Here is a 23,074-nt window from a genome sequence, read left to right as displayed (position 1 = left end):
TTTTTTACAGGTTATTCTGAAGGCGAAAACCGCTTTATCGTGCCATTGTTAACTATACTTTTAGATTGATAACCTTTATTTGGTGAGGGAAAGATGAAAAAAACAATCATGGCACTATCTGCACTGCTGCTGGCTTCTCCGGTTTTTGCGGCAACCACCCACGCTACGGATGACACCGTTGCTACCGCGCATGAAGGCGCGCATACCGCAAAAGAAAAGCTGCATCAGACGCAGCATCAGGGCGAAGAGATGAAGCTGAAGTCAGAGCATGCGGCAGAAGGGAAAAGCGATAACCTGAGCAGCAAAGCCAGCGAAGGTACGCAGAAAGCATGGGATAAAACCAAAGAAGGCACCGAAAAAGGCTGGAACGCTACCAAAGAAGGCACCGAGAAAGGCTGGAATAAGACCAAAGAAGGCGCCAGCGATCTGAAAAACAAAGTCAGCGAATAACGCCCTAATCCCTGTTAATAAAAGGCCGCCTTTGCGGCCTTTTGATTTTTAGGCTGCTGTCGATAAGTGTTTGCCAACAGCGATAACGCCGCGATGCTTTAACCCGTCTGCGCGTCAGGCTTACTTATGCAGCGCCAGCCCTTTTATCGCTTTATCTACCGCCTTTTTAGGGCCGCGTAGCGCCAGGCCAACCAGATCCAGGTTATCCGCATCCTCCGCCAGAAAAACCTCGCGGTTAGCATGATCATGCCCGGTGGAAAACATCGCATGTACATAGGGGATCAGCGTTAGCTCTTTTTCCAGCCCTTTACGATGGGCACTCTGCAGGCCGTTAAGATCGGCTTCAAAAATCAGCATCGGCTGGCCCAGCATATTGCCGTAGCGATTGCCGTGCGCATCAATATAGGGTTCACCCATCATCTCCGGCGCGGCAGACGCCACGCCGCTGGCAAGGAATGCCACCACGTTCAGGCGCTGCCATATCGCCAGATCGTGACGAACAATAAGTGCGACTTTGGTATCAAACATCAATCAGGCTCTCCGGTGATTAGCAACAGAAGCCATCATCAGAGAAGTGGTGCCCGCGCGTATAGAACGTTTGGGCTATGCAATGGCTTTTCGGTAAAGAATCGGCGTGGTGCCCGCGCATATAGAACGTTTGTGCACTGATGCTGATACTGGGCTGGAGTGATGCGGTAGGCGCGCCGGAACCAGCGGCCAAAGTGGCGTTGATCGGCAAAGCCTACCTGAGCTGCCACCTCTGCCGGATTGAATCCCTGCGTTAACAGCATGCGGGCGGTACCTAGCCGCACCAGATAAGCATGGGGTGACTGACCAAATGCCTTCTGAAACTGGCGCGTAGCCGTCATGCACCGCGCCCGGCTCAATCAGGATCACCCGACCGGGACGGCTGGTATGCAGCGTACGATGACAGTTAAAGCGCTGCAGTCCCGTTTGCGTCACGCCCACCAGCATCTCATCATGATCGTGCGGATCATAAGCATGACCATAGAAATGCGCATGTACGCTTTCGATGCTGGTTTCAGGCTCCCGCTGCAAATTTATCCAGTCGCTGTTTACGGATTTTGGCATTTTTCATTCCGCCAGGAGGATTAAATCGTCTGGCTGAGTGCCAGGCCCGATATTCACCTTATCCATTTTTCGCCAGCAGGAAATCTTTGTCAGGAAATTCAGCGGTGCCGCTGGCAGCAGGGAAAAAGCCAATCGGTTAATAAAAAATACCGGCAGGCTACTATGCAGCCTGCCGGTATTTTATTTAGTCTCTATCCTCGCGATTCTCGCTACGCGCTCTTCGGAGCACCAGGCGGTTCTGCGGAATTTTAACCATTTTTGCGTCAGTGTTGCCGGCGTCTTTTCGACGGAGCCCCGTCACTGACCGCGGGATGTGTCTGAATGCTTTTCTTGCCTCCCGGTAAGACATGACTTTTTCTTCATCAGTCTCGCTTTTGGCAAGCTGCTGTAATTTATCCATGATGGCGTGATTACTTAAAGCACTCTGGCTGTCCAGAATCGACATCACCGCTTCGCCAAGGGCTACATGCACATTCTTAAAATCGTCTTTATCCAAACTCTCTCCTGTGCTGATGTTAAAGGAAACCGGTTATTCAGGCGATACGGAATAACCGGGTGCGCTTTTCAGACGCCAGCTGTTCCTTACGGCAACAACTACGTCAGAATCAGGAGAGTTTTACTGCAGCTATACATAGCGTGAAAACAGATTATTGATACAAAAAAACAGACTGGAGAGCGCACTTAAGTCGGAACATTACTCTCGCCCCAGCACCAGAGCCAACAGCCCATGATAGTGCATTTCCATTTCCTTGCTGGATACGCCATCCAGTTTCGTTAGCAGCCTGGCGCAAATCGCTTTGCGATTAACACTCTGTCCCGCTCTTAAAATATCAGCGACGATCTGTCCCAGCGTTTCCTGCTGAGTAGGGATATCCATATCTGCCATTTCAAAACGCGGAGCAAGTGCCTTGTTGATTTCAGGTGTCCATCGTTGCTGCGGCATCATTGGCGCCTCATGGTCAGATTATAAAATAAGCTAGCGTTGATGCAGGCTAAACTATACAAAAAAACAAAAGCTGTACAGGTATTTTTTGCTGAATGTATTACGGATCGTTCTTGATCCGAAACAGAAGAAGAGATACATGCGCATCTGCCCGGGAGGAAGGAATAGCAAAACGGCCTGTTTGCGCAGGCCATTGTTGCCTTAGTACTGGAACAGACTGAAGGTGCTGCTGTAATAACTGACCATCCAACCTACGTAGACCAACCACACCAACAACAATCCACCTAAGCCCATTTTCATTGTCATAATATTTCCTCACGCTTGCTAAGGTTTTTAACATCCTCTGCGCCATAATTTGGCAGAGTAAGAAAAGACTGAACTTGCGGCAGATCAATTAAACCTGTTTCATGATGAAAATGGATAAGCTGCGGCGATCAATTTTGCGTTACTCCCACTGTTTATCACGCATTTTCCTGAAAATTCACGGCCAGCCCGGTAAAGTAAACACTTAAAATCAATTGGTTATCTATTCCGGACTAATGATTATTACATCAATTCTGTTGACGCCCATGCCTTTACCGTTTCTATTCAGAAGGTAAGCCAGCTGCCTTGTCGCGGCGAAAGCTGCCCGTCGTTCGTTACCTGGTCGCGCCTGGCAAACGATCATGAGTCCGTTTTTGTTAAATAACCAAAATGAGGATTGTTATGAGCACTTTCAGAACCCAGGATGGCACCCGGATCTATTACAAAGACTGGGGTACAGGTAAGCCGGTACTGTTCAGTCACGGTTGGCCGCTGGATGCGGATATGTGGGATAGCCAGCTCAATTTTCTTGCCGAACGCGGCTATCGCGTTATTGCCTTTGACCGTCGGGGCTTTGGCCGCTCGGATCAACCGTGGCAGGGCTACGATTACGATACCTTTGCCTCTGATATTAACGATTTAATTACCAGCCTCGATCTGCAAGAGGTAACGCTGGTTGGTTTCTCAATGGGCGGCGGCGATGTGGCGCGTTATATCAGCCGTTACGGCACTTCACGCGTAGCGGGACTGGTGCTTCTGGGCGCGGTTACGCCAATTTTTGGGAAAGCGGAGGATTATCCGCAGGGCGTTGATCTAAGTCTTTTCAGCGAAATTCGTGGCGCATTGCTTAAAGATCGTGCCCAGTTCATTAGCGAGTTCTCCCCAACTTTCTATGGTATTAATGCCGGACAAACGGTTTCAGACGGCGTGCTGACACAGACATTGAATATTGCGCTGCTGGCATCGCTGAAAGGCACGCTGGACTGCGTAACCGCCTTCTCAGAAACGGATTTCCGGCCAGATATGGCGAAAATTGATGTGCCAACACTGGTGATCCACGGCAGCAACGATCAGGTGGTGCCGTTTGAAACCACCGGTAAAGTAGCGGCAGAAATGATCGCGAATGCCGAACTGAAAGTCTATGAGAATGGGCCGCATGGCTTTGCTGTGACGCATCAGGATCAGCTGAACAACGATCTGCTGGCGTTCCTGCAGGCGCACTAAGCGGAAAAAGAGGATGCGTGGCATCCTCTTTAAATAAAAAACCTGTTTGTATCCGAAATAGAGGCTGATGGTAGCCGGGTAAAAAAGTCTTTCCTGACAGACCGGCTTTTTTAAAAACGTACCTTCCCGGCGCAGGGCTGAGAGATCTGTTGGTAACAGCGCACGTTTTTATACCGGTTCTATTTCTGCAAGGGAGCGATAGATCTTTAAGCCCCGTTGTTCTGCTACTTCAATATCTTTATCCGCCCCCTTTGACTCTCCTTCAATACGATATATCGCATCGCATTGTGCAATTAAGCGGTGAGCTACCGGATAAAGCATTGATTCACTAATTTCATCACCCAGATATTCTGAACCCGCCGCTTTGGCTAAAGGAAGCGCAAGCCACTCGCCAATAACAGGAACATGCCCACGTTGATAAACCTGCAACGCTGCCGCTTCCAGCCGATGAAGATTCCTGGCGATCAGGGTTTCATCGCCCTGCGTGCCGCTACGGTACGGTCCGGCAATAAGGATTAATTCTGCAGCCATATTCACCTCACATGATGCCCTTCAGGGCAAGATACTGGAGTAACATAATGGTTTTGGCATCTGTTATTTCACCGTTATCAATTGCTTTCATTGCCTGCTGAAAATTCATTTCGATCACTTCAATATCTTCGCCCTCCTCTTTAATGCCGCCGCCTGCGCCGGAAAGCTGCCCGGCGTTATACTCGGCGATAAAGAAATAAAGTTTTTCCGTGACCGACCCTGGACTCATAAAGGCTTCAAATACCTTTTGCACCTGTTCAACTTTATAACCGGTCTCTTCTTCCGCTTCGGCTTTAATACGCTTTTCAGGATCGAGATTATCCAGTAATCCTGCTGGCGCTTCCAGCAACAGGCCGGGATGATCGTTAACGTAAACGGGAAAACGAAACTGACGCGTCAAAATAACGGTTTGCCTGCTGCGGTTATAAAGCAGGATCACCGCTCCGTTGCCCCGGTCGTAAACCTCACGGCTTTGCCGCTGCCACTCGCCGTCACGGCGCTGTAGCTCAAAGGTATATTTTTTCAGTAAATACCAGTCATCCGATAAGATTTTGCTGTCAAGAATGCGCACTTCTGCATGTTTAGCTGGCATAATTGCTCCTCCGTCGGTAATATCGGCATATTAGCGTGCACAAACATGCATTTTCAAGTTAATTCGTGCAACCAGGAAAAAGGCCAGATGCTCACGTCGCAACGTAAACAACTTATCCTGCAAAAACTCGCCGCTGAGGGACAGGTGCTCTCTAAAGATCTTAGCGAAGCCTTCAATGTGTCAGAGGACACCATCCGCCGTGATTTACGCGAGCTTTCTGCCGAAGGCCTGCTACAGCGGGTTCACGGCGGGGCACTGCCCGCCTCCGCCGCAACCGTAACCTTTGCCGAACGTAAAAATCTGCGGCTGGATGCGAAGCGTATTATTGCGAAAAGGGGAGCGGAGCTGATTGAGCCGGGGCAGGTCGTGATGATTGACGGCGGTACCACCACCGCCGAGCTGATTACTTTTTTACCGCACAGCCTGCAAATTACCGTGGTTACCCATAGCCCCAGCATTGCGCTTGGCCTGGCGGATCATCCGCTCATTGATGTCATTATGATCGGCGGGCGGCTGTTTAAACATTCGCTGGTTGCCGTAGGCGCGGCAGCCATTGAAAATGTCGCTAACGTGCGCGCGGATATTTTCTTTATGGGCGTAACCGGCATTCATGCCGATGCCGGACTGAGTACCGGCGACTATGAAGAGTCATGCATCAAGCGCGCGTTTTCACAGAAGGCGGCGGAAACCATCGTGCTGGCCTCGCCGGAAAAATTGAACAGTGCTTCCGCCTGGGTTATCGGCGATATTTCACTGATTAATACCATGGTGGTGGAAGAGAATACCGCAGAGCATTTGCTGTCGCCCTTTATCGCGAAAGGCGTTACGGTAATCAAAGCCTGACCGAACGCGCCGGAATGCCTGATACTCATGCTGGCGTGCCAGCTTTTCGCCTGCTAAAAATAAAAAAGTAAAATTTATGTAGACGACCGGTCTAATTAGGTCTAAGGTTAATTCATGAACAAAACCACAGCACAAAAAAATGCAGGAACCCGACAGAATATTCTTGATGCCGGCTACCGTATTATGGCCGCAAAAGGTTTTTCTGCCGTAGGATTGAATGAAATCCTGACGGCGGCTTCTGTCCCGAAAGGCTCTTTCTATAACTATTTCAGTTCAAAAGAAGCTTTTGGTGAAGCGTTGCTTGACTACTATTTTGAAGACTACTTGTCGGAGATGAGCGTGCTTTTTTCCCGACAGGACCTTACGGCAGCGCAACGGTTAATGGAATATTTTCATCAGTGGCGCAATAACCAGTCATTTGAAGATTGTCAGGGAAAGTGTCTGGCGGTCAAGCTTGGTGCCGAGGTTGCCGATTTATCGGAAGCGATGCGCGAATCGCTCAGGCGCGGTACTGCTGCCATTACGCAGCATCTGGCGGGAGCGATAAAAGCAGGTCTTGCTGACGGTTCGCTTGATACAAAAGGCGATCCTGCAGAGCTGGCCCAAAGCCTCTATCAACTCTGGCTCGGGAGCAGCGTCATGGTAAAAATTATGCGTGATGTACAGCCGTTTGATGCAGCCCTGTCAGCCACGCAGAAATTGCTTCACCCTGCCCTTTAACCCGGGCAGGCAGATAAAAAGCGCCTTCGTGGCGTTTTTTCAGGTCAGTTTTTAAGACGACCGGTCTACTTAACACACGTTAGCTTATCCATCCTAAATCAGGAGATACACCATGAAAGTATTAATCGTACTGACTTCACATGACCAACTGGGCAATACCGGACGTAAAACAGGTTTCTGGCTGGAAGAGCTGGCGGCGCCTTACTACGCCTTTAAAGAGGCCGGTGCCGATATCACTCTGGCCTCACCAAAAGGTGGTAACCCGCCGCTGGATCCAAAAAGCAACGAGCCTATGTTTCAGACGGAACTCACCCGCCGCTTTGAAGCCGATGCAGACGCTACCGCCCAACTGGCCGGGACGATCCGTCTTGACAGCGTATCGCAAGCGGATTACGACACCGTTTTTTATCCGGGAGGCCACGGCCCGCTGTGGGATCTGGCGGAGGATGCTCATTCAATCGCTCTGATTGAATCATTTATCGCCGCAAACAAGCCGGTTGCCCTTGTCTGTCATGCGCCAGGCGTGCTGCGTCATGTGAAAACGCCTGCCGGCAGGCCGCTGGTGGAAGGGAAAAAAGTCACAGGATTTACCAATAGTGAGGAAGAGGCGGTAGGGCTGACGAATGTTGTTCCTTTCCTGGTTGAAGATGAGCTGATCGCTAAAGGCGGTATTTACTCTAAAGGTGAAGACTGGAGCTCTTATGTGGTCAGCGATGGCCTGCTGATTACCGGCCAGAATCCAACATCCTCAGCAGAGACGGCTGCCCTGCTTATCGGGCAGTTTACTCGCTAACCGACAATATCGTTGCTGTGACAGCTTTCTGCATTTTTTCCTCCTTGTTGAAGTTGAGGCGTCCTCCCTGTTCATAAGAGAGAGCCACCTGCCCTTTCACCCCAGGGCAGGAACTACGCGGCCCTAAGCCAGGATTGCCGCAGCGGTCAGAGCAGATTTTATGACGTGCTGATAAACATGCGGGCAGCTGAATGCCCACTCTGCAGCACAGCCTGATCAACAGGCCAGTGCTGTCACCACCATTTTTCAAAAATCAGGCGATTAAGGAAGAAGATTATGATGAAGAAAACCTATGCTGCTCTGGCATTAAGTGTTGTTCTCTCTGTCTCCGCGCAGAACGCTTTGGCTGAGCAGGTAAAAAATGTGGTTCTGGTGCATGGCGCTTTTGCTGATGGCTCTAGCTGGGGGCCGGTGGCCACCATTCTTGATAACGCTGGCTATAAGGTTTCCATCGTGCAGGAACCGCAAACCTCTCTGGCTGATGATGTGGCTGCAACCCGGCGCATTCTGGCTCAGCAGCACGGTAAAACGCTGCTGGTGGGACACAGCTATGGAGGAATGACCATCAGCGATGCGGGAAATGATCCTGCGGTTGCAGGCCTGGTTTATGTAGCCGCCTTCGAGCCGGATACAGGAGAGACGCTGCTGAGCCTGGCCGGTAAAATTCCGCCAGCCAGTAAGTCCGTCGCTGAAACAGCGGATCACTTTCTCTATCTGAAACCGGAAAATTTTCAGGCAGATTTTGCCGCTGACTTACCTAAAAAACAGACCGACATGATGGCGCGATCTCAGGTTATGCCTGCAGCGGCGGCCTTCAGCGCCCCGGCAGGCTCGCCGGCCTGGCGAACCAAACCAAGCTGGGCGGTTGTTGCTACCGAGGATCGGGCCATTAATCCTGAACTGGAGCGTTATATGGCTAAACGGGCTCACAGTACCCTTGTTGAAATAAAGGGCAGCCATGCCATCTATGCATCACAGCCGGAGAAGGTGGCAGCCCTGATTAAGGAGGCGGCACAAAGTTTATCGCATTAACCAGTGTCTGGCCTCTGGCCTGTCCCGGTCGCTTTCCTGGTGAAAGCGCCGGGTGGCGTTTGAAAAAGTAACGGTATTGCTGCAACGTTTGATAATAACCCTCCATCGCGCTAATGAGCCGCCCTGCCCTATCAAAAAATAGTTGCCATATCGTACTGTTAATTTATTAAATGTGGGTTATTCCAGGCGAGTAGTTCCGCCTGACCACCTTAACGTCAGTAAATACAGGGTGAATAATCAATGAAACGTTTAATATCTTTATCGATTTCGCTGATGACGTTACTGCTCACTGCCCATGCCGCCTACGCTGACAGAAATGCTTTATGGAATAAGGTGAATGAGCATTGCGTACCGGGCTATCTTAATAACGATACTTACCAGCCATGTAGCCTGGTGGACATGAATGAAAAAATTGTCATCTACAAGGTGGATAGTGATAAATATCAATACCTTCTGTTGCCAACTGATAAGATTAGTGGCATTGAGGATGTTAAATTACAACAGGATAACCAGCAAAATTACCTTTATGACGCATGGCAGGCCAGAACCTTCTTAACAGAGCGTCTTGGTCAACCTGTTCAGGAACGTTTTATTTCTTTAGCCATAAACCCCAGCAACGCCCGCAGCCAGGACCAGCTTCACATTCATATATCTTGTTTATCCAACGCGGCAAATGAGATCCTTTCAAATATAGCGCCGGGTAAAATAAACAGCGACTGGTCTGATAAAAAGTTAACTATCCCGCCTTATTCTTACTATTACAGAAAAGTAACCCTGAATGAGCTGAGCAGTAAAAATCTTTTTAAATCGATAGCAGACAAAGTGGCGCAGGAAAAAGGAAGCCTGGCGTATACGGGAGCGGCGCTGGTAAACCGGGGACCGGGGGATTTCATCCTGTTAGCTGGCGCAGGAACCCAGACGACTGGGGTCTCAGCGGAAGAGATTCAGGATCATGGATGCCAGCTTGCAGGCAAGTAACCGTGGGGCGAGGTTAGCATAACGCTCAGCAGTTGCGGCGCTAAACAGCATTAACGCCGAAATGCCGCTTTAAGCCCGCTGCGCCTTTGGCAGTGATATGTACGCAGCGGCTGCCAACATCCTTTTCTATCCAGCGCTGCTGTTCAAACCAGCTGAGCAAGGCAGCGCCCAGCGCCCCGCCGAGATGGTAACGGCGTTCGCTCCAGTCCAGGCAGGCACAGCTGAATTTTCGGCGCAAACCAGAGGGCGGCATCGCCACTCCCAATGTTGTCAGCTCTCTATTCCCTGTCCCGGTGAGTCTGTTGCCATCTACCGTGAGCCAGCCGCGCTCGGTTAGCCCCTGGTACAGGTTAACCGCCACCTCACCGGCCAGATGGTCATAACAGGTTCGGGCACGGCGCAGATAATCGGGCGTGGTAATACGCGGCGCGGCCTGGCCGCTCCAGGAGATTTCCATCAACCTTTCTAACAGATCGGCCACGGCCACGCTGCTTAAACGGTAATAGCGATGCCTTCCCTGTGCCAGGCAAACCACAAACCGTTGCGCGGTGAGTTTCGCCAGATGAGCGCTGGCCGTTGAGGGGGAGATATCCGCCGCGGCGCTCAGTTCCGTTGCCGTCCAGGCGCGTCCATCCATCAATACGCATAGCATACGGGCGCGCGACTTATCTGCCATAATGGCCGCCGTTGCTGCCAACAGATCTTCCGGCTGACAGAGATCCTGCGTGTCCGCACTCTTTTCGCTGCGTAATGCCATATTGTTTTCACCTTTTACCGTGACGCGAGCTGATACATTAATTTCAGAGGATCCGAACCACCATCTCAAGCCCCAACGCCAGCAGGCAAATCAAAAAATAGCGTTTAAACACTGCCGGAGAAATAAAGCGACGCAAACGCTGCCCGGCAAACAACCCGATCAGCGCCGGGATCACCGCTAATCCTGATATGCCCAGAGAGGCAGAGGGCAATGCCCCATGCCACCATAGCCCGGCGGCCAGAGCCAGCGTCGAACTGGTGAAAGAGATCCCCAGCGCCTGCACCAGCTCATCTTTTTCCAGCCCCAGCGCCTGTAGCCAGGGCACGGCGGGCATAACAAAAACGCCGGTAGCACCGGTCAACAGACCGGTCATGATGCCCACCGGCAGCGAAAAAAGAGATTCACCGCGCGGCGAAACGGTAAGGCTGCGCCCGGTCAGCGTCCAGAGCGCATAAACCATCAGCGCCACGCCTAATGCCAGTTGCGTATAATCACTCTGCCCTTTAGCCAGCCATCCGCAACTCAACAGTGTGGCGCTAACGATCGCTAACTGCATTGGCCACAGTCGCCGGATAAGCGCGCCGCAATGACCGCCGCCGCTTAGCTGGAAAATATTGGTGACAAATGAAGGTAACAGCAGCATCGCGGCGGCAGTGGCCGGAGAAAGCAACGATCCCAGCACGCCCATCGCTACCGTCGGCAGGCCCATACCGGTTACGCCCTTAACCAGACCAGCTAACAGAAAGGTTGTACCAGCCAGCAGCAGCGTGGCGAAATCAAGCTCCATTATGTGGTTCCTTCTCCGGCTGTGGCGCCTGCCCGCGCTCGTTTTTACCATAATCACGCATTACAGCCGCAACCCGCAGTCGGTAATGGCTGAAAATATCAACGCGCCCCGCCTGCTGCGCCGCCCGGTGTTCTTCCTGACGCCGCCAGGCGAGAATCGCCTCTTCATCCCGCCACCAGGAGAGAGATAAGATCCTCTCTGGCCGGGTCAGGCTTTGAAAACGTTCGATAGCGATGAATCCATCGATATGCATGAGCAGCGGCTTAAGATCGGCTGCCAGATCAAGATAGCGCTGTCTTTGGGATGGATAAGGTTCGGCTTCAAAAATCACGGCAAACATGGTCGGCTCCTTCTGATTGAAAACGCCAGCTTGCCGCAGGCGCGGAGCGAATGCTTCGCCGGATAACGAAGTATGCACGTTGAGCTGCCGCCAGCGTAGAGAGATGCAACACAGAAGGGATAAATAGCCGCTCCTGAGCCAGAATCGGCCTGGCTCAGGAGCGGCAGAAAAGCGATAGCTCCTGTACGGAGCCATCAGTCTGGGTTAGAAGTTATAGTTGGCTGTAACGGAGAAGTTACGCGGCGCGCCGTAAACCTGATACTGGCTTACGCTGGTATCGTAGGATTTATCAAACAGGTTATTCAGGTTCGCCTGCACCGAGAACTGTTTGGTGAACTGGTAGCGACCAAACAGATCCACCAGCGCATAGCTGCCCTGCTCTGCCCGCCAGTTACCGTTGCCCTGCGGCGCGGCAACATCCTGCCAGACATGCGTCTGCCAGTTAACGCCGCCGCCCAGCGTTAGCTCTCTTAAGGCTGGCACATTGTAAGCGGCAAACAGCTTCAGGCTGGTGCGCGGCAGCATCGGATTCACGGCTTTGCCGTCGCCATCTTCCGCCACGTAGCGCGTTGCGCCGAAAGTCATTTGCAGGTTATCGGTGACCGCGCCGTTAATCTCAAACTCAATACCTTTGCTGACCGTGCCCTGCGCGGCGTAATAAGCCTGCTCGTTGGCGGTGTTCGGGATTATCTGATTGGTAGTCTGCGCGACGTTATCCTGCTCAATGCGGAACAGCGCCAGCGAGGTGGTCAGACGGCTGTTCAGCCAGTCCGCTTTGATCCCGGTTTCATAGTTTTTGCCGGTGACCGGATTCAGATAGCTGCCGTTAATATCGCGATTGGTCTGCGGATTAAAGATCGAGGTATAGCTGGCGTAAGCGGACCAGGTATCATTGATGTCATACACCAGGCCTGCATATGGCGTAACGCGATTCTTCGCCAGCTCCTGGGTCAGCGTGCTGGTGCTCCACTTGGTATAGCGCGCGCCCACAATCAGGTTCAGCGGATCGGCCAGCGAAATGCGCGTCGCCAGATAGGCTGACTTCTGATGCACCGTATCAGCCTGCGCCAGGCTTAGCGCACCCCAGTTAGTTTCAGAGAAACCGCTGTTCCAGTTGTTGTAATCGCCGACTTCCTCCGGTGAGAGGTTATCGTAGGCATTGTAATAGCGGTTGTTTTGACGGCTGTAGCTTATGCCCGTCATCAGCTCATGCTGACGGCCAAACAGCTGATAAGGGCCGCTGGTAAAAGCGTCAAGCGCATGCACTTTGCGCGTACCGGTGTTATAGCCGGTGCCGCCGACAAGATCGTCATAGCCAGGAGAACTCGCGTAAGGGCTGACCAAACGTCCGCTGTTTTTATCAACGAAGCCATCAAGATAGAGCATCTTGCTGTCGAGTTTGGTTTCCGCATGGGTGCCGTTCAGGGTGAACTGCCAGCCGTTGTCGAAGCGCTGTTTCAGCGTGGCGAATACGCGTCGGGATTCGGTATTACGATAGGCCCAGTCAGGCGCGGTATTGTCGCTGCGATCGTAGCTGACCAGGCTGCCATCGCTATACCAGCGCGGTAAGCCACCCCAGGTTGGGCGGTCGGCATTATCTTCCTGGTAATCGTAACCCACCGATAAGGTGGTGGAATCGGTAAGATCCGCATCCACCACGCCATAAATGAATTTTCTGTTGTTGCTGTAGTTATCGATATAACTGTTTCTGTCCTGATAACCGGCCACCACGCGTCCACGTACGTTGCCTGATTCGGTTAACGGCGCAGAGAGATCAACCACGTAGCGCTGTTTGTCCCAGCTGCCGTAGCTGGCGGAGACATTGCCGACAAACTCGCGGCTGTCGGCATGCTTACGGATCATATTCACCGACGCTGACGGGTTGCCGGTGCCGCTCATCAGGCCGGTCGCGCCGCGTACTACTTCGATACGGTCATACATAGCGGTATCGGAAGAGGCGTCGTTCAGGTTCCAGCGCTCTTCAAACACGGTTGGAATGTCATCAACCAGGTAGTTATCAATCATAAACCCGCGTGAATAGAAAGTTTTGCGATCGAGATCGGCTACTTTCTCCGATACGCCGGTGGTGCTTTTTAATACGTCGCCCAGCGACTGCATCTGCTGATCCTGCATGCGCTGTTTGCTGACAATGCTAACCGATTGCGGAATATCACGCGCGGTTAAGGTCATTTTGGTGCCCGCCTGGGTGACCGGCACGCTGTAATCGTTTTGCGTTGGGTTATCTTCGCTTTCGGCAGCGGCATCCACCACCAGCGTCTCTTCCTGCACAGCCGCATACGCCGCGTGGCCGTGCAGCGCGATAGCGATCAACGCGGCCAGAGAAGTGATAGTCCGTTTGGCTTTCATGTTTCCGCTAAGGCGGATTTCCCCGTTATTAACTGAAATCAGACGCATTTTTTACCTTCGAGAGTTTTTATTTTTCCGTTTGCCCGACCGTATGCGCTTTCTCAATCTGAATAAGGCCTACGCTAAGGCAGTTTTCCCTGAGCCAGTAAATGTCTGGCGCAATATCAATCCCTGTCGGCTTAGCGGATCCAATGGATACGTAAAAAATCATTTCACCGCCAACAATGAGAATGAGAAATTTAATCATTTTCATTACGGATGTAAATGCGTATTACAGAATTGTCTGGAGAGAAGCGGATGAGTGACAGCAAAAGGTAAAGAGGCGGATTTAGTGAGGGGAAAACGTTGTTCCCCGATCATCACCGGGGAAACCTTAAGAAACTGGGCTGGAGCCGCTTTTTACCGGGCGTCTGAAGCCGGACGCTGGCGTGCGGTTAAGCCGCGCAGGAAATAACGCAGAAACTGATCGCCGCATTCGCGGTAGTTTTTGTGATCCGGCGCCCGCATCATGGCGGTAATTTCCGGCATAGAGATACGGAATTGCTGAGAAGTGAGAATGTCCAGAATATCGTCAGTTTTCAACGCGAAGGCGATGCGCAGCTTTTTAAGAATAATGTTGTTATTTATGCGGCGATCAACTTTCAGCGGCGTCATACTCTCATCTTTGCCGCGCTTATGATAAATCAGGCCGTTCAGGAAGCCGCTCATCAGCACGTCGGGACACACAACAAAGCCCTCTTCTTCCTCTTTCAGCATATAGCTGGCCATCTGCTCAACGGGAATCGCCATATCGGCCAGCGCCAGGATCGCGACCATGTCATTATTGTTGAGCTTTAGCATGTAGCGCAGGCTACGCAGTACGTCATTATTTATCATCGCGATGATTCCTTACCCTTGCGGCATTTAAAGCGGGCAGTATAGCGATCTCTGCGCTGATGACGAGTAAAACTACACGCTTTTGCTCTCAAAGAACGTGGGTAACAGCAGGGATTGGTGCAGGATGGCAGGGTAAAACAGCCGCCCTGCGGATACAGGCGCGGCCAGGGAAAAGGATTAGTTTTCCAGCTTGTAGTTCAGGGTGATTTCGGCGTTCAGCACCTGTGAAACCGGGCAGCCCGCTTTGGCCTTATTGATGATTTCATCAAAGGCGGCGTTATCAATTCCTGGTAGCTTAATATGGCTGTCGAGAGCAATTTTGGTGATAGCAAAGCCTTCGCCCTGCTTATCCAGCGAAACATCCGCCGTGGTATCAATACTCTGCGGCGTATGGCCTGCCTGACCCAGCATCATAGAGAGCGCCATTGAGAAGCACGCGGCATGCGCTGCGCCAATCAGCTCTTCCGGGTTAGTGCCCGGTTGATCTTCAAAGCGGGTATTAAAACCGTACGGTTGCTGGCTCAGCGCGCCGCTTTCAGTAGAGACTGTGCCTTTACCGCGTTTTAGATCGCCTTCCCAGTGTGCCTGACCCTTCTTATGAATCGTCATTTTTCCTCCGGTTTTACTGAAATGTACTATCAGTATAGTTAACCCGCTGCGTATCGCCTGTTGGCGGCGGCGCTATTGCCTTGTCATGCAGGGCTAACCCACGTGCAGCGGGCCTGACGGGCGGCAGAAAAAATGTAACTAACAAAGAATGAGGGAGGGACAACATGTTTCAGAAAGATGATTTCGTCCAGGCCAAAACCGGCGGCCCCAAAATGCAGGTAATGCGCGTCGAAGGCGAAATGCTCTGGTGCGCCCGCCTTGACGATGCGGATAAAAAAGAGATCGAGATACCAGCCAGTTCAGTTAATCCTTATCATGAAGATGGCGACTTTGGCGTGTGCTGACTATCCGGCAGCCTGAATGATAACGGGCTGCCTTCTTAGCGCCGTGCCGCGACGTTAAAATAAAAAAACTTTTTTACCAGGATGTGGGTATGAGCGTGAAATTACGTCCGCTTGAGCGGGAGGATCTGCACTTTGTACATCAGCTGGATAACAACGCCAGCGTGATGCGTTACTGGTTCGAGGAGCCGTACGAGGCGTTTGTTGAGCTGTCCGATCTCTATAACAAACATATTCACGATCAGAGCGAGCGCCGCTTTGTGGTGGAAAACGGCGGCGAAAAAGTGGGACTGGTTGAGCTGGTAGAGATCAATCATGTGCATCGGCGCGCCGAGTTCCAGATCATTATCGATCCCCTGCACCAGGGCAAAGGGCTGGCGAGTCAGGCGGCGAAGCTGGCAATGGACTACGGCTTTTCTGTGCTGAACCTGTATAAACTCTACCTGATTGTTGATCAGGAGAATGAAAAGGCGATCCATATTTACAGCAAGCTGGGCTTTGAGATCGAAGGCGTACTGCGGCACGAATTTTTTATTAATGGTGAATACCGTAACACTATTCGCATGTGTATTTTCCAGCATCAGTATCTGGAGAGGCATAAAACCCATCCCGGTGCGATGGTAAAACCCACCGCCCAGTAAAAGATAAGCAGCGTGCGGGTTAAACCTGCACGCTGCAACCGTTAGCGATTTATCAGCCGGCGCGTGCGCCGACCGGGTTGATCACCGGCTGGATCTGGTCGGGGACGATGTTATACATGCCGCCGTAAAAAGGATCCACCAGCAGCCAGCCAGGGAAGCCACCCAACGGAATATTACCCAGGATATACCACAGGTTCGCCTTCTCTCTTAACGGCAGCGTTAGCGGAACGTAACCGGGACGCTCCATCATCACCAGATAGCTCTTCTTACCGAAATAGCGGCCGTTAGACTTCTCCAGCACCACGGTTTTTGGGGTCACCCCCTCCGCCACCGCACGTCCGGTTTCATCCTGTACGACAAAGGTTGCACCCTGCGGAATCGAATCGATTCGCACACTTTGCGTTTCCGAGCCGACAATAGTGGCGCAGCCGCTGAGCAGCGTTGCCGCCGCCAGCGCCAGTAACAGGCGTTTCATACGCTTTCCTGAATTTTACGGTTTGGTACTAGTTTAATCGGCAACGCGTCACTTTTCCTTAGTGCCCGAATTCCTTTCCAGGCACCAGAAGGGGAAAAAAGCGTTATTGATGGAGGCAGCCACGCGCCAGCGCGGCGATATCCTGCGGCGTGGTACGGCAGCAGCCGCCGATAATCTGCGCGCCTGCGTGCAGCCATTCACTCATCTTATCCTGCAACGAACAGCCCGCAGGGGCGCTGTGCCAGCTTTTGCTGACCGCATCGTACTGCTCGCCGGAATTGGGATAAACCAGTAGCGGCTTCGACGTTAAACGGCGCAGCGTAACGAGCGCTGGCGTCACCTTTTCCAGTGCGATGCAGTTAATGCCCAGCGCCACCGCCTGCGGACAATCATTGAGTAATGCTGACACCGCCGTTAACGGCGTACCGTCGGACAGATGTTCACTGTCGCGCAGGGTAAACGAGAACCAGGCAGGCATGGTGGGGAATTCCGCCAGCAGCGTCACCAGCGCCTCAAGCTCGGCATAAGAAGGCAGCGTTTCACAGGCCAGCAGGTCGATGCCGGAACCGGCCAACGCCTCGACGCGCGGGCGATGAAACGCCATCATCTCTTCTTGCGGCAACGCATAGTCGCCGCGATATTCCGCGCCGTTGGCGAGAAAAGCGCCGTAAGGCCCTACCGATCCCGCCACCAGCAGCGGTGCCGCCTGCGGTTGCTGCGCCAGGTAGTCGTTGCGCGCACGCAAAGCCAGCTCAGCGCTGCGGATAATCAGCTCGCGTGACTGTAGCTCGCTCAGGCCGCGGGCGGCAAAGCCCTGCGGCGTCGCCTGATAGCTGGCGGTGATGGCGCACTGCGCCCCGGCGGCAAAATAGTCGTAGTGCACCTGATAAATCAACTGTGGATCTTCCATTAGCACTTTGGCTGACCACAGCGCATCGGCCAGCTGGCATCCACGCGCCTCCAGCTCCGTTGCCAGCGCGCCATCCAGAATCAGCGTATCGCGACGCTGGAGAAGATCGGCAATGGGATCAAATAGCATGTTCCGTTTCCTTAGCGCTTTCCCGCTTGTTACGTTTTGTTAGCCAGTAAGCACCATAGCAGATCGCCACAAAAGGCAAACCACACCATAGCGCGATGCGCTGTTCCGGATCGAAAGCCAGCCCGACACAGGCCAGCAGACAGAGCGCAAAACCCAGAATCGGCGTCAGCGGAAACCAGGGCGCGCGAAATTGCAGCCCGGAGAGCGGTCGCCCTTCGCGCAGGTATTGACGCCGGAAAGCGTAATGGGATGCGCAGATGCTGAGCCAGACCGCTACCACGGCAAAGCCGGAGATAGCGGAAAGCGCCACATAAACGGTATCGGCCGCCACCACGCTGGAGAACAGCGCCAGCAGACCGCCCAGCATACTGGCGCTAATCGCTACCAGCGGAATACCCCGCCGCGTCAGGCGCGAAAAACAGCGCGGCAGCGTGCCTTCATTAGACAATGACCACAGCATGCGCCCTGAGGCATAGAGGCCGGAATTAGCCGCCGAGAGGATGGCCGTCAGGATAACAAAGTTAAAAATATCCGCCGCCCAGGGGAGACCAATCTTTTCAAACACCAGAACAAACGGGCTTTTCACGATGCCCGCCTGTTCCATCGGGATCAGCGCCGCCAGAATCAGTACGGTACCGATAAAGAAAATAATCAGCCGCGCAACGGTAGTGCGAATCGCCAGCGGCAGCACTTTTTGCGGATTTTCCGTTTCACCGGCGGCAATGCCAATCAGCTCGGTGCCGGAGAAGGCGAAGTTAACCGCTACCATGGTCATCAGGATCGGCAACGCGCCGTGCGGCAGCCAGCCGGAGGCGGTGAGATTATGGAAAAACGGCGCGGGCGTGCCATCTTTTAGCGGGATCAGGCCAAATACCGCGCCGCCGCCAAGAACAATAAATGCCAGAATGGTGATCACTTTGATCAGCGAGAACCAGAACTCCCCTTCAGCGAAGAAGCGGGTAGAAATGACATTCAGCAGAAAGATCGCCAGACAAAAAACCAGGCACCAGAGCCAGACCGGCGTTTGTGGAAACCAGTACTGCATACAGAAGCCGGCCGCCGTCAGGCTGGAACCCAGCGCGACGGTCCAGGTCAGCCAGTAGAGCCAGGCGACGGTATAACCGGTAGCAGGACTCAGGTAGCGGGAAGCATACACGTGGAAAGCACCGGTTTCCGGCATCGCCACCGACAACTCGCCCAGCGACTGCATCACCAGCCAGACCACCAGCGCACCGATCAGGTACGCCAGTAGCGTTCCTGCCGCACCGGTAGTGGAAATGATATAGCCGGTATTGAAAAACAGACCGGTGCCAATCACACCGCCCAGGGAAAGCATCACCAAATGGCGCGCTTTCATACTGCGTTTAAATTGTCCGCCTTGCGGCTGTTCTGACTGCATGGTTTCTTATCCGTATGGACGTCTAAACTTCTAAATGTGGCAAAGTTTATACCTGTCCATGCAGCAGAATGCAACGTAGCAAACGCGATAGCTTAACGCCCTGTGGGAAAGACGTTAATCGAACATACTCTGTAAATAGCGTTCCAGCGCGGCGCGCGAGCTAAAACCGTGCGGAATGCCGTAGTGATCCTGAGTATCACCCACAAGGTACATCGGGAAGCGCGTGTAGTGATCGCAGGTCTTGATATCTGACGCCGGGTCCGCATAATTCAGGCTTTTTTCTTTCAGCGTCGGATGAATGACCAGTGCGGTTCGCCCCAGGCGCGCTTCGCGGTTGACGTAAACATAGTTTTCGCCACGGCGGTAGCCATAGGTTTTCGGCGTCACGGTATCCATTTCAAAGCCAGCTTTTTCCAGAACGCGTGCCACCTCATCTGGTCGTAAATACATGCTTGATCCTCTCAATCTTATAAAGCTTCGCAACCTTACATCAGCGCAGCAGCCAGGGACATTCAGAATTATCCAGAAAGTCCGCTGCCGGAGACCTTTAGCGCTGCGCTTACAGGGAATGGTCTACACTAAGTATTACGTTATTCAGCAAAGGGAGAGGAAAAATGTCTAAACAAACGGTAAAAAATGACGAATTAGACGTGCATCAGGACGTTTCTGTACTGGCGGATGCGCTGGACGATTTACTCAAATCCTACGGCAGCAAAACCAAAGAGGATATTGAGGAGGCGCGTAGCAAAGCAGAAGCGCTGCTGAAAGAGACCCGCGCTAAAATTCATGGGCGTAGCCGCGTACGTCAGGCTGCGCGCGACGCAGGCCAGCAGGTTGATACCTGGATTCATGATAAGCCCTGGCACGGCGCAGGCGTTGGTGCTGCTATCGGTATCTTTATCGGCGCGCTGCTGGCTTCTCGTCGCTAATCACCCCGCTCTGCATTCTCTCCCCGCCACGTGCGGGGATTTTTTTGTCTGAAAATTTTTTTCCAGCGCTGGCGCGCCCTGCGCCATGATTTGCCGTTAGGCCTGAAATCTCCATGGTTGAAAATCCAAAACGCTACATCTAGTATTCAAATCATCAAGAGCACACAACACCTTGTAATTACCACGTGGCAGGCGTGTCGTGTGGCGCATAATGTAGCACAGGGTTTCAGGACGCCTAAAGGAAATACGAATCATGCTCATTACCATTTACACTAAAAACAACTGTATGCAGTGCACCGCCACCAAAAACATGATGGATAAACTGGGATTGACCTGGCAGTTGATTAATCTGGACGACGAGCCTGACGCTATCGAGAACCTGAAGGCGTTGGGCTACCGTCAGCTACCGGTTGTGATGGTCGATGGTGAACACTGGAGCGGTTTCCGCCCCGATAAGTTGATGCGTCTGGCGCAGCCGCAGCGGGCGCTGGGGTGATCGCATGCTGGTCTACTTCTCCAGCCAGTCGGAAAACACCCACCGGTTCGTTACCCGGCTCGGCCTGCCGTCGCGCCGCATTCCGTTAGATAAAGCGCAACGCCTGCAGGTAGATCGGCCTTTTATTCTGGTGGTACCCAGCTACGGCGGTGGTAGCGTGCGCGGCGCGGTACCCGCTCAGGTTATTCAGTTTCTTAATGATGCAGCCAATCGTCGGCTGTTGCGCGGCGTGATTGCCGCAGGCAACCGCAACTTCGGCGCAGGCTTTTGCCTGGCCGGCGACATCATTGCGCAAAAATGTCAGGTTCCCTACCTTTACCGCTTCGAGCTAATGGGGACCCCTGACGATATCGCCAACGTTAAAGCGGGAGTGACCCAATTTTGGCAACAACAGACAGCCCACAGCTAGCGCCCGATTATCATGCGCTGAACGCCATGCTCAATCTTTATGATGAGCAGGGAAATATCCAGTTTGATAAAGATCGTGAGGCGGCGCGCCAGTTCTGGCTGCAGCAGGTGATCCCCAACAGCGTGTCTTTCGACTCGCTCACGGCGCGGCTGCAGTATCTGGTAGCGGAAGGCTACTACGAAGCGGACGTGTTGAACGCTTATCCCTTTGAATTTGTCTGCCAGCTGTTTGAGCGGGCGGCGGGTTGGGGTTTTTGCTTTGACACCTTTTTAGGCGCCTGGAAATTTTTTACCAGCTATGCGCTCAAGACGTTCGACGGCAAACGCTACCTCGAAGATTTTCCCGATCGCGTCTGTATGGTGGCGCTGACGCTGGCGCAGGGCGACAGCAAATTAGCCACGGCGCTGATGGAAGAGATGCTTTCCGGCCGCTTCCAGCCGGCAACGCCAACGTTTCTTAACTGCGGCAAGCAGCAGCGCGGCGAGCTGGTCTCCTGCTTTTTATTGCGTATCGAAGACAATATGGAGTCGATTGGTCGCGCGGTAAATTCCGCGCTGCAGCTGTCAAAACGCGGCGGCGGTGTGGCCTTCCTGCTCTCTAACCTGCGTGAAGCGGGCGCACCGATTAAGCGTATTGAAAATCAGTCTTCCGGCGTGATCCCGGTAATGAAAATGCTGGAAGACGCCTTTTCCTACGCCAATCAGCTGGGCGCGCGCCAGGGTGCAGGCGCAGTTTATCTGCATGCCCATCATCCCGATATTTTGCGCTTTCTTGATACCAAACGGGAAAATGCGGATGAGAAAATCCGTATCAAAACGTTGTCGCTCGGCGTGGTGATCCCGGATGTTACTTTCCGTCTGGCGAAAGAGAATCAGCCCATGGCCCTTTTCTCGCCGTATGACGTAGAGCGCCTGTATGGCCAGGCGTTTGCCGACATCAGCGTCAGCGAAAAATATGATGAGATGCTGGTGGACGAGCGTATCCGTAAAACCTTTATCGATGCGCGCGAGTTCTTCCAGACGCTGGCGGAGATCCAGTTCGAATCGGGTTATCCCTATCTGATGTTCGAGGATACGGTTAACCGCGCCAACCCGGTGCAGGGCCGCATCAATATGAGCAATCTCTGCTCGGAGATCCTGCAGGTGAATAGCTCTTCCAGCTACCATGACGATCTCAGCTATCGCCATATCGGGAAGGATATCTCCTGTAATCTCGGCTCATTGAATATTGCCCACGCGATGGATTCCGGCAATCTGGCGCGTACCGTTGAGATCGCGGTGCGCGGCCTGAGCGCCGTATCCGATATGAGCCATATTCACTCGGTGCCTTCAATAGAGCATGGCAACGCGCAATCACATGCCATTGGCCTTGGACAGATGAACCTGCACGGTTACCTGGCGCGGGAAGGGATCGCTTACGGTTCGCCGGAGGCGCTGGATTTTACCAACCTCTATTTTTACTGCATCACTTACCATGCGCTGCGCACGTCAAACCAGCTGGCGCGGGAGAGAAAGCAGCGCTTTGCCGGTTTTGAACAATCGCGCTACGCCAGCGGCGACTATTTTACCCGCTACATTGAGCAGGCCTGGCTACCGCGTACCGGGCGCATTGCCCGACTGTTTGCCGGGGCGGGCATCGCCCTGCCGACCCAGGCGGACTGGATAGCATTGCGGGAAGCGGTGATGCGCGACGGCCTCTACAACCAAAATCTGCAGGCGATCCCGCCAACCGGATCGATCTCTTATATCAATCACGCCACGTCGAGCATTCATCCTATCGTCTCGCGCATCGAAATTCGTAAGGAGGGCAAGACCGGACGCGTTTACTATCCGGCTCCCTTCCTGACCAATGAGAATTTCGCGCAATGGCAGGATGCGTATGAGATTGGCCCGGAGGCGATTATCGATACCTATGCGGAAGCGACCCGCCATGTCGATCAGGGGCTGTCGCTGACGCTGTTCTTCCGCGATAACGTCACCACGCGCGATATTAACCGCGCTCAGATCTACGCATGGAAGAAAGGGATCAAAACCCTTTATTACATTCGCCTGCGGCAGATGGCGCTGGAAGGCACTGAGGTGCAGGGTTGCGTTTCCTGCTCGCTATAA

28 protein-coding genes and 1 pseudogene are annotated in these 23,074 nt (G+C 53.0%); 13 read left to right on the top strand and 16 right to left on the bottom strand.

Annotated features, from left to right (window positions below; all coding sequences use genetic code 11):
- Window positions 1-93: 93 nt before the first annotated feature.
- A complete protein-coding gene (locus tag ACQE32_RS00245) occupies window positions 94-450 on the top strand; it encodes a hypothetical protein (protein WP_426971548.1) in 357 nt (118 codons plus the stop codon).
- Window positions 451-570: 120 nt separating this feature from the next.
- Here ACQE32_RS00245 and ACQE32_RS00240 read toward each other — a convergent pair whose 3' ends face one another.
- From ACQE32_RS00240 to ycgZ, 4 genes and pseudogenes are all read right to left on the bottom strand, one after another.
- Window positions 571-978 (bottom strand): DUF2000 family protein, encoded by a 408-nt coding sequence (locus ACQE32_RS00240; protein WP_426971547.1) that lies wholly within the window; start codon window positions 976-978, stop codon window positions 571-573.
- A 119-nt stretch (window positions 979-1,097) separates the two neighbouring features.
- Window positions 1,098-1,542, bottom strand: a pseudogene (locus tag ACQE32_RS00235) (AraC family transcriptional regulator); the annotation flags it as partial.
- 184 nt (window positions 1,543-1,726) lie between these two features.
- On the bottom strand, window positions 1,727-2,038 hold the full coding sequence (locus ACQE32_RS00230; RefSeq protein ID WP_426980625.1) for a hypothetical protein: 312 nt from the start codon (window positions 2,036-2,038) through the stop codon (window positions 1,727-1,729).
- A gap of 198 nt (window positions 2,039-2,236) precedes the next feature.
- A complete protein-coding gene (gene ycgZ, locus ACQE32_RS00225) occupies window positions 2,237-2,488 on the bottom strand; it encodes a regulatory protein YcgZ (protein ID WP_426980624.1) in 252 nt (83 codons plus the stop codon).
- Window positions 2,489-3,190: 702 nt separating this feature from the next.
- Here ycgZ and ACQE32_RS00220 point away from each other — a divergent pair.
- Window positions 3,191-4,012, top strand: coding sequence for an alpha/beta fold hydrolase (locus ACQE32_RS00220; protein ID WP_426980623.1), 822 nt, complete (start codon window positions 3,191-3,193; stop codon window positions 4,010-4,012).
- A gap of 168 nt (window positions 4,013-4,180) precedes the next feature.
- Here the strand turns inward: ACQE32_RS00220 and ACQE32_RS00215 are convergent, their stop codons facing one another.
- On the bottom strand, window positions 4,181-4,543 hold the full coding sequence (locus ACQE32_RS00215) for an NUDIX hydrolase (protein WP_426971540.1): 363 nt from the start codon (window positions 4,541-4,543) through the stop codon (window positions 4,181-4,183).
- Window positions 4,544-4,550: 7 nt separating this feature from the next.
- Window positions 4,551-5,135 (bottom strand): NUDIX domain-containing protein, encoded by a 585-nt coding sequence (locus ACQE32_RS00210; protein WP_426980621.1) that lies wholly within the window; start codon window positions 5,133-5,135, stop codon window positions 4,551-4,553.
- An 87-nt stretch (window positions 5,136-5,222) separates the two neighbouring features.
- On the opposite strand from ACQE32_RS00210, the gene ACQE32_RS00205 reads away from it, so the two are divergent.
- The 5 genes from ACQE32_RS00205 to ACQE32_RS00185 all read left to right on the top strand — a co-directional run bounded on the left by ACQE32_RS00205 (window position 5,223) and on the right by ACQE32_RS00185 (window position 9,501).
- Window positions 5,223-5,978: a DeoR/GlpR family DNA-binding transcription regulator gene (locus tag ACQE32_RS00205; protein ID WP_427021168.1), complete on the top strand. Its 756-nt coding sequence runs from the start codon at window positions 5,223-5,225 to the stop codon at window positions 5,976-5,978.
- A 114-nt stretch (window positions 5,979-6,092) separates the two neighbouring features.
- Window positions 6,093-6,698 (top strand): TetR/AcrR family transcriptional regulator, encoded by a 606-nt coding sequence (locus tag ACQE32_RS00200; RefSeq protein ID WP_426971537.1) that lies wholly within the window; start codon window positions 6,093-6,095, stop codon window positions 6,696-6,698.
- A gap of 112 nt (window positions 6,699-6,810) precedes the next feature.
- Window positions 6,811-7,491, top strand: a complete 681-nt coding sequence (locus ACQE32_RS00195) for a type 1 glutamine amidotransferase domain-containing protein (RefSeq protein ID WP_427021167.1) — start codon at window positions 6,811-6,813, stop codon at window positions 7,489-7,491.
- A 276-nt stretch (window positions 7,492-7,767) separates the two neighbouring features.
- Window positions 7,768-8,523, top strand: coding sequence for an alpha/beta hydrolase (locus ACQE32_RS00190; RefSeq protein WP_427021166.1), 756 nt, complete (start codon window positions 7,768-7,770; stop codon window positions 8,521-8,523).
- 240 nt (window positions 8,524-8,763) lie between these two features.
- A complete protein-coding gene (locus ACQE32_RS00185; RefSeq protein ID WP_426971536.1) occupies window positions 8,764-9,501 on the top strand; it encodes a CDP-diacylglycerol diphosphatase in 738 nt (245 codons plus the stop codon).
- A 40-nt stretch (window positions 9,502-9,541) separates the two neighbouring features.
- On the opposite strand, the gene ACQE32_RS00180 is transcribed toward ACQE32_RS00185, so the two are convergent.
- The 6 genes from ACQE32_RS00180 to ACQE32_RS00155 form a co-directional block, all read right to left on the bottom strand.
- A complete protein-coding gene (locus tag ACQE32_RS00180) occupies window positions 9,542-10,258 on the bottom strand; it encodes an ArsR/SmtB family transcription factor (protein WP_426971535.1) in 717 nt (238 codons plus the stop codon).
- Window positions 10,259-10,301: 43 nt separating this feature from the next.
- Window positions 10,302-11,045 carry a sulfite exporter TauE/SafE family protein gene (locus ACQE32_RS00175; RefSeq protein WP_426971534.1) on the bottom strand — a complete coding sequence of 248 codons (744 nt, stop codon included), beginning with the start codon at window positions 11,043-11,045 and terminating at the stop codon, window positions 10,302-10,304.
- Entirely contained in the window at window positions 11,035-11,385 is a 351-nt protein-coding gene (locus ACQE32_RS00170; protein WP_426971532.1) for an antibiotic biosynthesis monooxygenase family protein, read from the bottom strand. Before ACQE32_RS00170 ends, ACQE32_RS00175 begins: the two co-directional genes overlap by 11 nt.
- Window positions 11,386-11,589: 204 nt before the next feature.
- A complete protein-coding gene (gene fhuE, locus ACQE32_RS00165; protein WP_426973018.1) occupies window positions 11,590-13,752 on the bottom strand; it encodes a ferric-rhodotorulic acid/ferric-coprogen receptor FhuE in 2,163 nt (720 codons plus the stop codon).
- 399 nt (window positions 13,753-14,151) lie between these two features.
- Window positions 14,152-14,628, bottom strand: a complete 477-nt coding sequence (locus ACQE32_RS00160) for a DUF1456 family protein (protein WP_426971531.1) — start codon at window positions 14,626-14,628, stop codon at window positions 14,152-14,154.
- A gap of 177 nt (window positions 14,629-14,805) precedes the next feature.
- The gene (locus tag ACQE32_RS00155; protein WP_250650686.1) at window positions 14,806-15,237 is read right to left on the bottom strand and encodes an OsmC family protein; all 432 of its coding nucleotides are present in this window, start codon (window positions 15,235-15,237) and stop codon (window positions 14,806-14,808) included.
- 164 nt (window positions 15,238-15,401) lie between these two features.
- Between ACQE32_RS00155 and ACQE32_RS00150 the strand changes: the two genes are divergently transcribed.
- Both ACQE32_RS00150 and speG read left to right on the top strand, forming a co-directional pair.
- Window positions 15,402-15,581 carry a DUF2158 domain-containing protein gene (locus tag ACQE32_RS00150; RefSeq protein ID WP_426971530.1) on the top strand — a complete coding sequence of 60 codons (180 nt, stop codon included), beginning with the start codon at window positions 15,402-15,404 and terminating at the stop codon, window positions 15,579-15,581.
- A gap of 89 nt (window positions 15,582-15,670) precedes the next feature.
- Window positions 15,671-16,219 carry a spermidine N1-acetyltransferase gene (speG, locus tag ACQE32_RS00145; RefSeq protein ID WP_085070574.1) on the top strand — a complete coding sequence of 183 codons (549 nt, stop codon included), beginning with the start codon at window positions 15,671-15,673 and terminating at the stop codon, window positions 16,217-16,219.
- 52 nt (window positions 16,220-16,271) lie between these two features.
- On the opposite strand, the gene ACQE32_RS00140 is transcribed toward speG, so the two are convergent.
- From ACQE32_RS00140 to ACQE32_RS00125, 4 genes are all read right to left on the bottom strand, one after another.
- Complete coding sequence (locus ACQE32_RS00140; protein ID WP_426971529.1) at window positions 16,272-16,694, bottom strand: hypothetical protein; 423 nt, start codon at window positions 16,692-16,694, stop codon at window positions 16,272-16,274.
- A gap of 103 nt (window positions 16,695-16,797) precedes the next feature.
- The gene (mmuM, locus tag ACQE32_RS00135) at window positions 16,798-17,733 is read right to left on the bottom strand and encodes a homocysteine S-methyltransferase (protein WP_426971528.1); all 936 of its coding nucleotides are present in this window, start codon (window positions 17,731-17,733) and stop codon (window positions 16,798-16,800) included.
- Window positions 17,723-19,132, bottom strand: coding sequence for an S-methylmethionine permease (gene mmuP, locus ACQE32_RS00130; protein WP_085070568.1), 1,410 nt, complete (start codon window positions 19,130-19,132; stop codon window positions 17,723-17,725). The genes mmuM and mmuP overlap by 11 nt, the downstream gene beginning before the upstream one ends.
- A 114-nt stretch (window positions 19,133-19,246) precedes the next feature.
- Window positions 19,247-19,582, bottom strand: coding sequence for a DUF2002 family protein (locus ACQE32_RS00125; RefSeq protein ID WP_085070567.1), 336 nt, complete (start codon window positions 19,580-19,582; stop codon window positions 19,247-19,249).
- 164 nt (window positions 19,583-19,746) lie between these two features.
- On the opposite strand from ACQE32_RS00125, the gene ACQE32_RS00120 reads away from it, so the two are divergent.
- The 4 genes from ACQE32_RS00120 (at window position 19,747) to nrdE (ending at window position 23,074) form a co-directional block, all read left to right on the top strand.
- Complete coding sequence (locus ACQE32_RS00120) at window positions 19,747-20,061, top strand: DUF883 family protein (protein ID WP_085070566.1); 315 nt, start codon at window positions 19,747-19,749, stop codon at window positions 20,059-20,061.
- A 253-nt stretch (window positions 20,062-20,314) separates the two neighbouring features.
- On the top strand, window positions 20,315-20,557 hold the full coding sequence (gene nrdH, locus ACQE32_RS00115; protein WP_426971527.1) for a glutaredoxin-like protein NrdH: 243 nt from the start codon (window positions 20,315-20,317) through the stop codon (window positions 20,555-20,557).
- A gap of 4 nt (window positions 20,558-20,561) precedes the next feature.
- Window positions 20,562-20,966 carry a class Ib ribonucleoside-diphosphate reductase assembly flavoprotein NrdI gene (nrdI, locus tag ACQE32_RS00110; RefSeq protein ID WP_426971525.1) on the top strand — a complete coding sequence of 135 codons (405 nt, stop codon included), beginning with the start codon at window positions 20,562-20,564 and terminating at the stop codon, window positions 20,964-20,966.
- Complete coding sequence (gene nrdE / locus ACQE32_RS00105; protein ID WP_427021165.1) at window positions 20,939-23,074, top strand: class 1b ribonucleoside-diphosphate reductase subunit alpha; 2,136 nt, start codon at window positions 20,939-20,941, stop codon at window positions 23,072-23,074. The genes nrdI and nrdE overlap by 28 nt, the downstream gene beginning before the upstream one ends.

Origin of the sequence: Pantoea sp. FN0302 (assembly GCF_050113775.1) — a bacterium.
GTDB classification, from domain to species: domain Bacteria; phylum Pseudomonadota; class Gammaproteobacteria; order Enterobacterales; family Enterobacteriaceae; genus Mixta; species Mixta alhagi.
This window is presented reverse-complemented; position numbering and strand designations above follow the sequence as displayed.

Bases quoted from the DNA above. Each gene is read 5' to 3' on its own strand.
- ACQE32_RS00245 (WP_426971548.1), top strand. From the start codon at position 94: ATGAAAAAAACAATCATGGCACTATCTGCACTGCTGCTGGCTTCTCCG.
- ACQE32_RS00240 (WP_426971547.1), bottom strand. From the start codon at position 978: ATGTTTGATACCAAAGTCGCACTTATTGTTCGTCACGATCTGGCGATA.
- ycgZ (WP_426980624.1), bottom strand. From the start codon at position 2,488: ATGATGCCGCAGCAACGATGGACACCTGAAATCAACAAGGCACTTGCT.
- ACQE32_RS00220 (WP_426980623.1), top strand. From the start codon at position 3,191: ATGAGCACTTTCAGAACCCAGGATGGCACCCGGATCTATTACAAAGAC.
- ACQE32_RS00215 (WP_426971540.1), bottom strand. From the start codon at position 4,543: ATGGCTGCAGAATTAATCCTTATTGCCGGACCGTACCGTAGCGGCACG.
- ACQE32_RS00210 (WP_426980621.1), bottom strand. From the start codon at position 5,135: ATGCCAGCTAAACATGCAGAAGTGCGCATTCTTGACAGCAAAATCTTA.
- ACQE32_RS00205 (WP_427021168.1), top strand. From the start codon at position 5,223: ATGCTCACGTCGCAACGTAAACAACTTATCCTGCAAAAACTCGCCGCT.
- ACQE32_RS00200 (WP_426971537.1), top strand. From the start codon at position 6,093: ATGAACAAAACCACAGCACAAAAAAATGCAGGAACCCGACAGAATATT.
- ACQE32_RS00195 (WP_427021167.1), top strand. From the start codon at position 6,811: ATGAAAGTATTAATCGTACTGACTTCACATGACCAACTGGGCAATACC.
- ACQE32_RS00190 (WP_427021166.1), top strand. From the start codon at position 7,768: ATGATGAAGAAAACCTATGCTGCTCTGGCATTAAGTGTTGTTCTCTCT.
- ACQE32_RS00185 (WP_426971536.1), top strand. From the start codon at position 8,764: ATGAAACGTTTAATATCTTTATCGATTTCGCTGATGACGTTACTGCTC.
- ACQE32_RS00180 (WP_426971535.1), bottom strand. From the start codon at position 10,258: ATGGCATTACGCAGCGAAAAGAGTGCGGACACGCAGGATCTCTGTCAG.
- ACQE32_RS00175 (WP_426971534.1), bottom strand. From the start codon at position 11,045: ATGGAGCTTGATTTCGCCACGCTGCTGCTGGCTGGTACAACCTTTCTG.
- ACQE32_RS00170 (WP_426971532.1), bottom strand. From the start codon at position 11,385: ATGTTTGCCGTGATTTTTGAAGCCGAACCTTATCCATCCCAAAGACAG.
- fhuE (WP_426973018.1), bottom strand. From the start codon at position 13,752: ATGAAAGCCAAACGGACTATCACTTCTCTGGCCGCGTTGATCGCTATC.
- ACQE32_RS00160 (WP_426971531.1), bottom strand. From the start codon at position 14,628: ATGATAAATAATGACGTACTGCGTAGCCTGCGCTACATGCTAAAGCTC.
- ACQE32_RS00155 (WP_250650686.1), bottom strand. From the start codon at position 15,237: ATGACGATTCATAAGAAGGGTCAGGCACACTGGGAAGGCGATCTAAAA.
- ACQE32_RS00150 (WP_426971530.1), top strand. From the start codon at position 15,402: ATGTTTCAGAAAGATGATTTCGTCCAGGCCAAAACCGGCGGCCCCAAA.
- speG (WP_085070574.1), top strand. From the start codon at position 15,671: ATGAGCGTGAAATTACGTCCGCTTGAGCGGGAGGATCTGCACTTTGTA.
- ACQE32_RS00140 (WP_426971529.1), bottom strand. From the start codon at position 16,694: ATGAAACGCCTGTTACTGGCGCTGGCGGCGGCAACGCTGCTCAGCGGC.
- mmuM (WP_426971528.1), bottom strand. From the start codon at position 17,733: ATGCTATTTGATCCCATTGCCGATCTTCTCCAGCGTCGCGATACGCTG.
- mmuP (WP_085070568.1), bottom strand. From the start codon at position 19,132: ATGCAGTCAGAACAGCCGCAAGGCGGACAATTTAAACGCAGTATGAAA.
- ACQE32_RS00125 (WP_085070567.1), bottom strand. From the start codon at position 19,582: ATGTATTTACGACCAGATGAGGTGGCACGCGTTCTGGAAAAAGCTGGC.
- ACQE32_RS00120 (WP_085070566.1), top strand. From the start codon at position 19,747: ATGTCTAAACAAACGGTAAAAAATGACGAATTAGACGTGCATCAGGAC.
- nrdH (WP_426971527.1), top strand. From the start codon at position 20,315: ATGCTCATTACCATTTACACTAAAAACAACTGTATGCAGTGCACCGCC.
- nrdI (WP_426971525.1), top strand. From the start codon at position 20,562: ATGCTGGTCTACTTCTCCAGCCAGTCGGAAAACACCCACCGGTTCGTT.